Here is an 11,967-nt window from a genome sequence, read left to right as displayed (position 1 = left end):
GCCGCTAGGACGCGGGCTCTTGCTCGTCGGCCTCTCGGTAGGGCGCACCCAGATGGGGCACCTCGAGCGGCCCGGCGCGACGCGCGGCCGAGATGGCGCTGCTCAGCAGCGGCGCCAGCCCGGCGAAGGATCCGACATCGAACAACAGCAGTGTCAGCAGGCGGTTGTGCACGTAGCCGAACGAGCTGCCAGTGTCCGGGTCGGCCCAGCCAAGCGTTCCGCCCAGACCGATGTGGCCGTATCCCGGCAGTAACCCCGGCACCGGCGACGACTGGTAGCCGTGGTGATAGGTGAACGGAATCCCCAGGTTCAGATCCGGTGTCAGATTGGGCTTTCCGCGCAGTTCGCTGACCAACTCGGAGGACAGCAGTCGCGTCCCGTCGATCACGCCGTCGTTGGCGATCGCCCCGTACACCTTGGCCAGCCCACGCGCGGTGACCACGCCGTTGACAGCGGGAAGCTCGCCGTCGAGAAACGGCATATCGCCCTGCAGCATCGACATGATCCCCGGGAAGTAGATCGATCCGAGCAGCCCGGAGAACGACAGCCCGGCGACCTTCGGCGCGACGAAGTCGAGCACCGGCGTGGGGATATTCGCCTGGGGTAACAGCGTCTGCGCCGCCGTGGTGGGCGAATCGGCCGGCGGGCGGCCCAGATGCAGACCGTCGATGTTGAGCGGGAGCGCGAGCTCTTCACGGAACAGCTCCCGCATTCCCTTGCCGGTCACCGCCCGGGCCAGACCGGAAAGCAGCCATCCGTAGGTCACCGCGTGATACGCCATCTTCTTGTGGGTGTGGTCCAGTGGCGCCGCGGCAAGCTTGTCCTCCATCAGGAGGTGGTCCAGCACTTCCTTCTTGCCCACCCCCTTGAGGTGTGACAACCCGGCCCGGTGCCGCAGTACGTCGCTGACCGTGACTTCGGACTTGCCGTTGGCTCCGAATTCCGGCCAATATTCAGCGACCGGCACGTCGTAGGACAGCAGCCCGCGGTCGACCAGCCGGTGGATGACCGTCGCGGCCAATCCCTTGGTCGCCGAAAACACCATGGCCCCGGTGTCGGCCGTCCACGGCACTTTGCCACGCCGATCCGACCAACCGGTCCAGACGTCCACGACCTGCACACCGTCGATGTAGACCGCCAGCGCTCCGCCGCCGAACATCCGGCCGGGAAACAGCGCGTTGAACGCCCGGATGAGTCCGGCGAATCGCGAATCGCACGCGCCTTTCACGCCGGACGGCAGGCCATTGTCGGTGGTCAAGACGGACGGTTTCGCCATAACTGAATGATTATGCCTACCGCGAGCGCGGCGCATGGGAATGATGCATCGGGTTGAAATAGAGATCGACCGAAGCTACATCCACAGACGCGCCAGTGCGTCGGCCATGGTTTCGGGGTCCTGCTTTTCGGTGTTGCAACTGACGGCCACCGAGGTCCGCCGGTCGCTGCTGACGCGGAAATCGGTGACGAACCCCGCCCAGCTGCCGCTGTGTTCGAGCGTGCCGTCGGCCCGCGAGAAGATGCCTGCGCCGTAGCGGTCGCCGCCGCCGGGCTCGGTTTCCACCGCCCCGGCCAGCTGCTCGTCGAGCAGTTTGGGGCCACCCACGGTGCCGGTTCGGTAGTTGTCCGCCCATCGCACGAGCTGGCTGGGCGTGGTCTGGATGGCCCCGTCGCCGATCTGTTCCCATGGCGAGTCCAGCACCCGGAACTGGGAACCGTTGTCGCCCTTGTCATACGACACGGCCTTATCGGCAATCTTGCCGACCGGATCGACCACCATGGCCAGCCCGAGCGGTTGGAAGACCTCGGTGCTCAGGAATTCCGGCAGCGGATGGCCCGACACCCGCCGGACGATCTCCCCCAGCAGAAGGTAGTTGGAGTTGGAGTACTCGAAGTGGGCGCCCGGGCGAAACCCCAGCTCCGGCGCCGCCGCCAACGCTTGCAGCGCTTGCGCCTGGGTAGTCCGGTCGGTTGATTGATATCCCTGTTCTTCGAGCAGCCCGATGTAGTCGGGTATGCCGCTGGTCTGGTGCATCAGTTCGGCCACCGTCACGGTGGCGGCCCAGTCCGGTAGGTCGGGAACGTACTGGGCCAGCGGGTCGCCCAGGGCCAGTCGTCCCGCATCGACCAGCAACAGGATCGCGGTAGCGGTGAACTGCTTGGACACCGAGCCGATGTCGAAAACGGTGTCGGCGGTGATCTTGGTGCCGGTCGCCAGGTCCGCGATACCCCGAACCCCCGTCCAGACCACTTTCCCCTCTACGCCCACCGCAGCAGAGCAACCCGGCTCCTCGGCGTTGACGGCGCCGTCCAACAGGGCCTGGCTGCGGACCTTGACGCCGGAGTTGGCGGCGCTGGTCGCGGTGGTGGTCGAGGAACTGACGACGGTGTGCGGGCCGGCACACCCACCGAGCAGCAACGCGACCGCCAACAGTGGCCCCAATCCGAGTCGCTTGCCGGCACGACGTACCCGCTTGTTGGCGGGCTCGACCGGAATCGCGCGGTGCGACGGAGACGGCGACATCTCAGCGGGACCGCTCGTCAAGCCGGGCCACTCACGTTCCCTTCGTCATCGCCGTCACGGACTCGCCGCGTCCGACGGGCCTGCGAACGGATTGATCCGCTGAAACCCATCGAAATCGGTTTGGCTGCTTGGTATTTCAAGCGTCTGAACGGAAGAGCCGGCCCACCAGGGATCGGTTCGGGTCGGCTTCGCGCTCGGCGAGCATCAGTTCGATGCCCTCCTCGATCGCGGCGGCCGCACGCTCGCGGACCTTGCGGGCGGCGTTGTCGTCGGCCTCGTGTCCGGCGAACTCGGTGGTGTCGATCGGCTCGCCGAACCAGTAGTACTGCCGCTCGGGTCGCGGTACCGGGGTCAGCCCCACGCCCCGAACCAGCGGTGGGCCGTCGGGGGTGCCGAGCAGCTTGGCGGCCAGGAACTGGCTCGGCGCCAGCAGGGGGGAATCGGTGTCGAGCACGATATCGATGCCGTGCTCGGCCCCCACCGAAGCGAACGGCACGATCGGATACCCGTGCTGAATTGCCAACCGCGCGAACCCGAGTCGGTTCTTCCAGACCAACTTGTATTGCTCGTTGCGGCGCTTGTTGACCTCACGGGCGCCGCCGGGAAACACCATGACCAGTTCGCCGCGACGCATCAGCTCCGAGGCAATCTCGCGGGTGCCTTCGACGACTCCCATCCGCGTCAGCATGTCGCGCCACCCGGGAATCTTGAAGTGGGCGTGGTCTCCGAGGGATCGGACCAACCTGCCGCGCTCCCAGAGCTCGGCGGCCAGCAACGGCGCGTCGACCAAGCCGAGCGTGTTGTGGTTACCCACCAGCAACGCTCGTTCGGTCGGCACATTCTCGATGCCATAGACCTTGGGCTTGATCAGTATTCGCAGCGGCTTCATCAGTCGTAGCGCCGCATCGACGTCAGCTTGGGACAGCGCGGCTGGAACTGAGACAGTTTCGGCGTTCGGCACACCGTGAGTATGCCCCGGCGCCGCCGCCGCGGCATTGTTTTCGCTGCCCTGCGACTGCCCGAGGCCGGTCCGCTGCTGGTCCGCAGGCGGTGTCGCGGTAGGGTACCCGTCAGCCAGGTCAGTTGTCGGGGCGGGAGTCGGATATGGCGGGACGGAAGTTCTCCTTCGATGTCACCAAGTCCAGTAGCGCGCCGGCCGCGACGCTGTTCCGGCTCGTGACCGACGGTGGTCGATGGTCGTCGTGGGCCAAACCCATCGTCCTGCAATCGAGTTGGGCGCGCCAAGGTGATCCGGCGCCCGGCGGCGTCGGAGCGGTCCGCAAGGTCGGCATGTGGCCGGTGCTGGCGCAGGAGGAGACCGTCGAGTACGAGCAGGATCGCCGTCACGCCTACCGGCTGATCGCGCCCCCGACACCGGCCAAGGACTACCATGCGGAGGTCGTGTTTACGCCGAATGCGTCGGGCGGCACCGATATCCGCTGGAGCGGCTCGTTTACCGAGGGAATCCGCGGAAGCGGACCGGCGATGCGGGCGGCGCTGGGCGGCGCGGTCAAGTTCTTCGCGGGTCGGCTGGTCAAGGCGGCCGAACGCGAGTCCGGTACCGCGCCGTAGCATTGTGGGCTTGGCTCAACGACTTTCGGGTGGTGCGGTCGAACCGACCTCGTCTTGATACTTCTTGGTCATGTGCTCGATCGCCTGTAGCTGGGTGCGTGCGAGGTCGTCGCGCACCTCGCCGGCCTGCGCGGCGGCGTCGAGGGTCGGTTGCGCCTGGCCCTGGAAATGCGGCATCACTTCGGCGGCGAACAGTTCGGCGGAGCGTCGGGTCGCCGCCGGGTTGGCCCACTCATGACCCATCTGCAGCATGCAGCCGAATCCGCCGGACTGCTCCCACAGCCGCTGCACCTGCGCCCGCGCCCGCTCGGGCGTGCCGATCACGCCGGCGCCGTTCTCGTTGATCATGTCGATCATTTCGTCGAGCCGATCACCCGCCATGGTCATCTGCGGGAAGGCGGCGACCTTCTGGAAATACCGAAACCAGGGCTCGATACCGAATTTCACGTCGGCACGGGCCTGCTCGTCGGTCTCGGCGAGGTGGAAGGGACCTACCAGCGTCCAGTCCTTGCGGTCCACCCGGGTGCCGAACGCCGCGGCGCGTTCCTCGACGATGCCCCAGTGATAGGACAGCGCGTTGAACCCCTCGATGGTCAGCGTCGCACCGATGGACAACAGCCCAATGCCGTGCTTGCCGGCCAGCCGCGCGCCGGTCGGCGACGCGACCGCGGCGACCGCCAGCGGAATGCCGCCTTCGGAATACGGCGCAAGCTGCAACTTGGCGTCGAAGAGTTGGTGCGTGGCGGTTTTGGCGGTCACGGTCTCCCCCACCAGCAGCCGGACGACGATGTCGAGGTTGGTTTCCAGAAGCTCCCGGGTGTCGGTGGGCGTCAACCCGATCATGGACGAATCCGTGGGCAGCGAACCCGGACCCATACCACCGATCACCCGGCCATGCGTGAGGTGATCCAGCAGCATCAACCGGTCGGCGACCCACAGTGGGTTGTGGTAGGCCAGTGAGATGACCCCGGTGCCGAGCCGGATCCGTTTGGTTCGTTCCGCGGCGGCCGCGATGAAGATTTCGGGCGAGCTGATGATCTCGCTGCCCGCCGAGTGATGCTCGCCGATCCATGCTTCATCGAAGCCGAGGGCGTCGAGATGTTCGACGAACTCCAGGTCGCGTTGCAAGGCCAGTGTTGGGTTGGTGCCCGCGCGGTGGAACGGGGCGATGAAATATCCGAACCTGAGCTTGGCCATGTCGATGCTCCCTTGCGATCCGCCTGAGGCGAACCTTAACCGTTGCCGACCGGTCTTAGCCGTGTACTCAGCTTAGGCAGCGACGGGATTCAACGACGGCGCGCTTATCACGGATAGCCGCCGCAGATGTTGCCGATGCAGCCGCCTCCGCCACCCGGTCCGCCGCCGCCTCCGCCGACACCGGGAATGGTGCCGCCCCCACCACCGGGTCCACCGCCGCCGGTGGGCCCGCCCGGGATGCTGCCGCCACCGCCGCCCGGTCCGCCGCTGCCGGTGGGCCCGCCCGGGACACCCCCGCCACCGCCGCCGGGTCCGCCCGTACCACCCGGTGCTGGTGACGTTTCGGACGGCGGCGCGCTGGCCGGGGCTGTTGTTGTTGTTGTTGTCGTTGTTGTTGTCGTTGTCGACGGCGTCGTGCTGCTGCTTGGCCCTTTGTTGCCGCCGCCACAGGCAACGGCCATGACCAGCATGGCTCCCCCGCCCAAAACCGCGAACGCTGTCCTGGCTTCAGTTCTCATCAGAACCCCTCTCGTCGCCCGGTGTTAGGTCCCATACCCCGTCATTGGCAATGGGAAACTCGTCACGAATGCGCTTCGGCGCCACGGATGGCGGGTCAATATATCGGAAATCACGTGCCTGTCGGTCCGTGGCCGGTTTTCACCACTTGAAACTGATGCGCGGACGATCTAGGCGTCGAGCCGGCGCCGTCGAACCGCGGAGTCCAGCCGCAAATAGCAAACGACAACGCTGCCAATGTTTATCGGCGCCGGGCGGGCAACGGCACTGACGGCGGGGGATCTGCCGCGAAATCACGTCGTGCACTGATCGGAGAGAACCGAATCGTGCAGCGGGCGCGCGCCCGCAATTCGCGATTATTCGCGCCTTTCACTGAGATTGACGTCAGCGCAACGTCCATTCGAACTCTGCGCGCCGGCGTGAATCCCGCCGTTTGCCTGAGTGATTGACGTCCGACATCGGCACCGTGTCGGGCCGCCAATCGATGTCGGGGAGCCGTTCGGACGTGCGTCCTACCCTTCCTTGGTGATCAACTTCCGCAGCGCCACGCGGTCGGGCACCAGCAGTTCTTCGATACGCGGCTTGTTCACCTCGGCGACGATGATCTCGCCGACGTCTTGATTGACCTCGCTGAAGATGCCGTGTGACTTCATCTTTGAGGTCTGATACTGGTTGTCCTCGGTCGGCGTGACGTAGTAGACGGCGTCGGCCTTGAACCGGTGGACCAGCCAGAGGTGGATCAACGTCATCAGCCGCTTCTGCCGCATCTTCTGGGCGAAGGTGTTTTGATCGCGCACCGTGAGGATGCTGCGGCCGTGCCGGTCCTTGATGGGGTCGAAGACGACGTTGGCCAGCGGCTCGTCGTCGTTGCCGTAGATCCCGAGTTCGAGCACATCCGAGCCGGCGCGGCGGGGCCGCAATTGCACCCGCAGCTTCTCACCGAGCCGGTAGTGGTCGCTCCACAGTGCCAGCCATTCCTCCAGCAGCTTCTTGGGCACCTCGGTCTGCACCAGGTGCTGGTGCTGGGTGGAGCCCTTGCCCATCGCCTTGGTGGTCGCGGTGCGCCCGGACGAGGCGGCCAGTGCCGCGTCGCTGCGCGGCCCGCCGACCAGGGTCTGCGGCGTCCGGTAGGGCGACTCGACCAGGCGCATCTTGCGCTGCAGGCGGGCCAGCGCAAGCATGCCGTCCTGCTGCAGCGAGGTGGCGAACTCCTCGGCCGCGACGCCGTCGATCTGGTGTCCGCCGTAGGTGATGAAGTTGAAGACGAAGCCCATCTTGCCGAGCTCCACCGGGAACTGCTTCATCTCCTCGTCGGTCATCCCGGTGGTGTCCCAGTTGAACGACGGCGAAAGGTTGTAGGCCAGCATCTGGTCGGGGAACTCGGCGTGGATCGCCTCGGCGAATTGGCGGGCATCGGCCAGATCGGCGGTCTTGGTTTCCATCCAGAGGATGTCGGCAAACGGCGCGGCCGCCAGCGATTTGGCGATCGCATACGGAATGCCACCGCGGACCTGGTAGTACCCCTCCGGGGTCTTGGCCAGCTCGCAGTCCCACCCCGGGTCGGCGCCCAACTCCTTGGCCTTTGTCCGTGCGGCGTAGAGCGAGGCGCGACTGGCGAACGCCCGCCATTCCTCGGGACTCATGCCCACGGATTCGCCTTCACTCTCACCGAAGGCGAGGACATCGGCCACGGCTTCGCCGTACGTCATCAGCCCGGCGTCGTCCTCCCAGGCGGCCACGAACCGCGACTCCACCTGGTCGAAGAGGTCGTCGATCGACGTCATGCCGTTTTCGCGCCAGGTGTTGACGGCATCGGTGATGACGCCCATGATGCCTTGACGCTCGAGCCAGGCGGTGGCCGTCGCGTACTCGCCCTCGGCGAGCGCGTAGAGAAGGTGGCCGTTCAATTCTTTGACGCCCAGCTCGTAGAAGCGTCGCAGCATCGCCAGGAAGCACGCTTTGTACGAGGGAATGTTGAGGTTGGTGGCGCCGAGCAGGAACGGCTGGTCACGCTCGTCGGCTCGGCTGTCGATCAGGTTGGCCGCCTCGGCATCGGTGCGCGCGACGATGATGCCGGGCACCCCCATGACGTCGAGTTGGAAGCGGGCGGCGTTGAGGCGCTTGATCTGTTCGTCCGACGGCACCAATACCTTGCCGCCCTGGTGACCGCACTTCTTGGTGCCGGGGCGCTGGTCCTCGATGTGGTAGCCCGGCACGCCGACCTCGACGAAACGGCGGACCAGGTTGCGCACGTGCGGATCACCGCCATGACCGGTGTCGGCGTCGGCGATGATGAACGGCCGAAAGTCGTACACCGGGGCCGCGGCGCGCTGCTGTTCGGTCATGTTCAGCCGCAGATACTCCTGGTTGCGGTCGGCGGTCAGCAGTGCGCGCACCAGAACGGCGGCGTCGTCGGGCACCTGGCTCAGCGGATAGCTGGCCAGGTCTGGGCCGGGATCTTCGGTGGTGGAACCCTTGGCTGACGTTGCCCATCCGCCGAGGTAGATCGCCTCGATCCCCATACGCTTCATGCTCACCGCCTGCCCCGGCGAGTAGGGGCCGAAGGTGGTGATGCTCTTGTGTTCGGCGAAAAGCTCGCGCAGGCGCTGGTAGAAAGCTGCCGCCGCGGTGCGGGCCACGGTGTAGTCGACCGGGATTGTGCCGCGCTGTTCTACGACTTGCCGGGCAGTGTAGAGCCGGATGATGCCGGTGAAGCGGGCGCTGTCGAAGTATCGCTGCGTCTCGGCTGTCTCTTTGTCGAAGTCTTGCTCGAATGGTGTACGGACCGCAGTGTCCGTTTCGGCGATAGCCATGGGCTTGCGCTCCTTTGTGCGCCCGATTCCGCTGACGCAGAGAGTGTATCCCTGGATTGGGCAGTTAATTCACCGGCTGACCGGGTGGTTATCCACCCGGTCCGAGACGCGGCGGCGAGTCCGCGCGGCCGGTGCCCGGCACGTCCGGGATCGCGAGGTCAGTGTGGCTCGCGGCGAGCCGGCTCGTTCAACCAATCCCGCTGACGCCGGACGAACTCGGCGTCGACGACGCTGCCGTGGCCGGGGACGTAGCTGGCCTCGGGTCCGCCGAGTGCCAGTAGCCGATCAAGCGTCGCAGGCCAGGCCGCGACATCGGAATCGGCGTCGATAAAGGGATCAGCGGACTCCTCGACGAGGTCGCCGGTGAAGACCACGACCGGTTCGGCGCTGGCGGCTGCGCTCGGGACCACCACCACCAGATCCGCGGCGGTGTGTCCGGCGCCCGGGTGGGTGACCGTGACGCAGCGGCCGCCGAGATCGATGACCGCGTCGTAGATACCCCGCCCAGGTGGCCGCAAGGCGGCGATCGCGCGGTCGATCTGCGCCGCGTCGGCGCCGTATTGCAGTGCATGGGCGCGCAGCCGATCGGTCGCCGACGACAGATAGTCGATCACCTCGGGAGCGGCGTATATCTGGGCGCCGGCGAAGCCCGCTGATCCCAGGACGTGGTCAAAGTGCTTGTGAGTCAAGACAATATGCGTCACCCGGCAATGCGCGATCTGGTCGACGTCGGCCCGGACCGCGGCCGCTTCCGCCAGCGTGGTGCCGGTGTCGATCAGCAGCGCCGTGCCGCGGCCCACCACCAGGCCGACCGTGACGTCGCAAAACGGCAGCCGGCAGCGATACACGCTTGCGGCCAGCTGCTCCCAGCGGTAGTGCACAGCTAGCACGATAGGCCGCGAAGCTCGGCGCTGTCCCAGACATTCCGGCTTGGTAGCCGGCGACAAACGGATTGCCGGCGTGTTCAATCACAGGGGACTCCCCGCGTGCAGGGTTGCGGCAAGGCCCGGTGCTGCGATTCGACGAGCCGATTCGGAGGAACACAATGCGTGCGGTCGTTATCACCAAACATGGTGACCCGTCGGTGCTGCAGGTGCAGCAGCGGCCGGACCCGCCGCCACCCGGTGCGGGCCAACTGCGGATTGCCGTTCGCGCCGCCGGTGTGAACTTCGCCGACCACCTCGCCCGGGTCGGCCTGTACCCGGATGCACCGAAGCTTCCGGCGGTGGTGGGCTACGAGGTCGCCGGGACGGTCGAGGCCGTCGGCGAAGGCATCGACCAAAGCCGGGTCGGCGAACGAGTCCTGGCCGGAACACGATTCGGCGGATACGCCGAAATAGTCAACGTGGCCGCAACCGATTCGGTGGTGCTTCCCGAGGCGTTGACCTTCGAGCAGGGCGCCGCGGTTCCGGTGAACTACGCGACCGCGTGGGCGGCACTGCTTGGCTATGGGTCGTTGCGCGCCGGTGAGCGGGTGTTGGTTCATGCGGCCGCGGGCGGGGTGGGCATTGCGGCGATTCAATTCGCCAAGGCTGCCGGCGCCGAAGTGCACGGCACCGCCTCGCCGGGAAAGCACCAGAAGCTGGCCGAGTTGGGCGTGGATCGTGCCATCGACTATCGCCGCGACGGCTGGTGGAAGGGCTTGGGCCGCTACGACCTCGTGCTCGACGCGCTCGGCGGCACCTCACTGCGGCGGTCCTACGATCTGCTGCGCCCCGGGGGAAGACTGGTCGGATACGGGATTTCGAACATGCAGCAAGGCGAGAAGCGCTCACTACGCCGGGTGGCTCCGCACGCCTTGTCGATGCTGCGCGGCTTCAATCTGATGAAGCAACTCGAGGACTCGAAAACCGTAATCGGTCTGAACATGCTGCGGTTGTGGGACGACCGAGGCACCCTCGAACCCTGGATCACGCCGCTGCGCGAGGCTCTTGACGAGGGAACGGCCCGGCCGATCGTTCATGCGGCCGTGCCGTTCGCGGAAGCGCCGGCAGCGCACCGGATTCTGGCGGCACGGGAGAACATCGGCAAGGTTGTCCTGGTCCCCTGAGTCCTGGAACGTCGGATGGCAGCTCCGTTGATCGTTGTTTCAGCCGGCGCGGAGCTGGCTATGTTTCCTGCCATGGCCGTCACCGAGTCCCGCGAGCTCGTCATCGAGGCGACACCCAAGGAAATCCTGGACGTGTTGTTCGATCTCGAATCGTTGCCGCAGTGGTCCTCGATTCATCGAAAGGTCGAAATCCTGGAGCGCGACGATCAAGGCCGTCCGACCAAATCACGGCAAGAGGTCAAGATCGTCGGCGTCGGCGACGAGCAAGTGCTGGACTACTCGGTTCACGAGGACGGGGTGAGCTGGACCTTGGTCAGCGCCAAACAGCAACGCGGGCAGCAGGGCCGTTACACGCTGATCCCGGACGGCGATTCCACCCGGGTTCGGTTCGATCTCACCGTGGACCTGCTGGTGCCCTTGCCGGGATTCCTCGTCCGACGAGGCGCCAAAGGCGTGATGGACACTGCGACCCGAGGCCTTCGTGACCGGGTGTTAGCTGTCAAGCGGCGCGCCGGCTAAGGCGCGGCGGAGGCGCACGGACGATCGCGGGTCGGCGGCATGGCGGGTGGAACCGCTTTGTTCCGCAGGCGCTGCGCGCGACACTGTCCCTATGAAACTTGTAGCGGCGCACCTACTTAAGTCGATCGCCCCGGCTTTCACCGGGCTGGCTCTGGTGCTGGCATTGGTTGGCCACGGCGGCGACGGCAACCCCCGAACGCCTTCGTCGGCGCCGGCCCTGCTGACGGCCGGCATGACGAAGGCGGCGCCCGCCGGCGGGCCATTGACGATCAGCAGTCCCGCATTCGCCGACGGAGCGCCCATCCCAGTGCAATACACCTGCAAAGGGGCCAACATCGCGCCGCCGCTGAGCTGGTCCGCGCCGTTGGGGGCAGCGTTGGTTGTCGATGATCCGGACGCGGTCGGGGGAAACTACGTCCACTGGATCGTGATCGGAATCCCTCCCGGCGCGGGCAGCTCCGCGGATGGCCAGACTCCTGCCGGAGGCACCAGCCTGCCGAACTCGGGTGGCCAGGCCGCATACAGCGGGCCATGCCCGCCGCCGGGCACCGGGACGCACCACTACCGCTTCACCCTGTACCAGCTTCCGGCCACGCTGCAACTTCCCCCGGGATTGGTCGGGTTGCGTGCGGCTGAGGCGATAACCCGAGCCACCACGGCGCAGGCCCAACTCACCGGAACGTTCGGAGGCTGACCGACCCCGTCGGCTACCGGTCGTCCAGTGCCTGATAGGCGGCGCTGTAACCGCGAATGAAGGTGCGGGGCGCCGAACATCGATT

General features: G+C 66.5%; 11 protein-coding genes. 4 read left to right on the top strand and 7 right to left on the bottom strand.

Annotation, left to right across the window (positions count from 1 at the left end):
* Positions 1-4 precede the first annotated feature (4 nt).
* The 3 genes from lipD to B4U45_RS01085 all read right to left on the bottom strand — a co-directional run bounded on the left by lipD (position 5) and on the right by B4U45_RS01085 (position 3,410).
* Positions 5-1,276 (bottom strand): lipase LipD, encoded by a 1,272-nt coding sequence (gene lipD, locus B4U45_RS01095; RefSeq protein ID WP_075546730.1) that lies wholly within the window; start codon positions 1,274-1,276, stop codon positions 5-7.
* Between the two features lie 75 nt (positions 1,277-1,351).
* Positions 1,352-2,521, bottom strand: a complete 1,170-nt coding sequence (locus tag B4U45_RS01090; RefSeq protein WP_082275362.1) for a serine hydrolase domain-containing protein — start codon at positions 2,519-2,521, stop codon at positions 1,352-1,354.
* A gap of 136 nt (positions 2,522-2,657) precedes the next feature.
* A complete protein-coding gene (locus B4U45_RS01085) occupies positions 2,658-3,410 on the bottom strand; it encodes a lysophospholipid acyltransferase family protein (protein ID WP_240316651.1) in 753 nt (250 codons plus the stop codon).
* A 215-nt stretch (positions 3,411-3,625) separates the two neighbouring features.
* On the opposite strand from B4U45_RS01085, the gene B4U45_RS01080 reads away from it, so the two are divergent.
* Positions 3,626-4,093 carry an SRPBCC family protein gene (locus tag B4U45_RS01080; protein ID WP_075546728.1) on the top strand — a complete coding sequence of 156 codons (468 nt, stop codon included), beginning with the start codon at positions 3,626-3,628 and terminating at the stop codon, positions 4,091-4,093.
* A gap of 15 nt (positions 4,094-4,108) precedes the next feature.
* Here the strand turns inward: B4U45_RS01080 and B4U45_RS01075 are convergent, their stop codons facing one another.
* The 4 genes from B4U45_RS01075 to B4U45_RS01060 form a co-directional block, all read right to left on the bottom strand.
* Positions 4,109-5,290 (bottom strand): LLM class flavin-dependent oxidoreductase, encoded by a 1,182-nt coding sequence (locus B4U45_RS01075; RefSeq protein WP_075546727.1) that lies wholly within the window; start codon positions 5,288-5,290, stop codon positions 4,109-4,111.
* 107 nt (positions 5,291-5,397) lie between these two features.
* A complete protein-coding gene (locus tag B4U45_RS01070) occupies positions 5,398-5,808 on the bottom strand; it encodes a hypothetical protein (RefSeq protein ID WP_158083999.1) in 411 nt (136 codons plus the stop codon).
* Between the two features lie 510 nt (positions 5,809-6,318).
* Positions 6,319-8,619, bottom strand: coding sequence for an isocitrate lyase ICL2 (aceA, locus tag B4U45_RS01065; protein WP_083154046.1), 2,301 nt, complete (start codon positions 8,617-8,619; stop codon positions 6,319-6,321).
* Positions 8,620-8,777: 158 nt separating this feature from the next.
* On the bottom strand, positions 8,778-9,500 hold the full coding sequence (locus B4U45_RS01060; RefSeq protein WP_075546725.1) for an MBL fold metallo-hydrolase: 723 nt from the start codon (positions 9,498-9,500) through the stop codon (positions 8,778-8,780).
* A 164-nt stretch (positions 9,501-9,664) separates the two neighbouring features.
* Between B4U45_RS01060 and B4U45_RS01055 the strand changes: the two genes are divergently transcribed.
* The 3 genes from B4U45_RS01055 to B4U45_RS01045 all read left to right on the top strand — a co-directional run bounded on the left by B4U45_RS01055 (position 9,665) and on the right by B4U45_RS01045 (position 11,882).
* A complete protein-coding gene (locus B4U45_RS01055; protein ID WP_075546724.1) occupies positions 9,665-10,669 on the top strand; it encodes a synaptic vesicle VAT-1 family membrane protein in 1,005 nt (334 codons plus the stop codon).
* 72 nt (positions 10,670-10,741) lie between these two features.
* Complete coding sequence (locus B4U45_RS01050) at positions 10,742-11,188, top strand: SRPBCC family protein (RefSeq protein ID WP_075546773.1); 447 nt, start codon at positions 10,742-10,744, stop codon at positions 11,186-11,188.
* A gap of 91 nt (positions 11,189-11,279) precedes the next feature.
* On the top strand, positions 11,280-11,882 hold the full coding sequence (locus tag B4U45_RS01045; RefSeq protein WP_075546723.1) for a YbhB/YbcL family Raf kinase inhibitor-like protein: 603 nt from the start codon (positions 11,280-11,282) through the stop codon (positions 11,880-11,882).
* The last annotated feature ends 85 nt before the right edge of the window (positions 11,883-11,967 follow it).

This window comes from Mycobacterium persicum, from assembly GCF_002086915.1.
Taxonomy (GTDB): Bacteria; Actinomycetota; Actinomycetes; order Mycobacteriales; family Mycobacteriaceae; genus Mycobacterium; species Mycobacterium persicum.
This window is presented reverse-complemented; position numbering and strand designations above follow the sequence as displayed.

Bases quoted from the DNA above. Each gene is read 5' to 3' on its own strand.
- lipD (WP_075546730.1), bottom strand. From the start codon at position 1,276: ATGGCGAAACCGTCCGTCTTGACCACCGACAATGGCCTGCCGTCCGGC.
- B4U45_RS01085 (WP_240316651.1), bottom strand. From the start codon at position 3,410: ATGAAGCCGCTGCGAATACTGATCAAGCCCAAGGTCTATGGCATCGAG.
- B4U45_RS01080 (WP_075546728.1), top strand. From the start codon at position 3,626: ATGGCGGGACGGAAGTTCTCCTTCGATGTCACCAAGTCCAGTAGCGCG.
- B4U45_RS01055 (WP_075546724.1), top strand. From the start codon at position 9,665: ATGCGTGCGGTCGTTATCACCAAACATGGTGACCCGTCGGTGCTGCAG.
- B4U45_RS01070 (WP_158083999.1), bottom strand. From the start codon at position 5,808: ATGAGAACTGAAGCCAGGACAGCGTTCGCGGTTTTGGGCGGGGGAGCC.
- B4U45_RS01050 (WP_075546773.1), top strand. From the start codon at position 10,742: ATGGCCGTCACCGAGTCCCGCGAGCTCGTCATCGAGGCGACACCCAAG.
- B4U45_RS01090 (WP_082275362.1), bottom strand. From the start codon at position 2,521: ATGTCGCCGTCTCCGTCGCACCGCGCGATTCCGGTCGAGCCCGCCAAC.
- aceA (WP_083154046.1), bottom strand. From the start codon at position 8,619: ATGGCTATCGCCGAAACGGACACTGCGGTCCGTACACCATTCGAGCAA.
- B4U45_RS01045 (WP_075546723.1), top strand. From the start codon at position 11,280: ATGAAACTTGTAGCGGCGCACCTACTTAAGTCGATCGCCCCGGCTTTC.
- B4U45_RS01075 (WP_075546727.1), bottom strand. From the start codon at position 5,290: ATGGCCAAGCTCAGGTTCGGATATTTCATCGCCCCGTTCCACCGCGCG.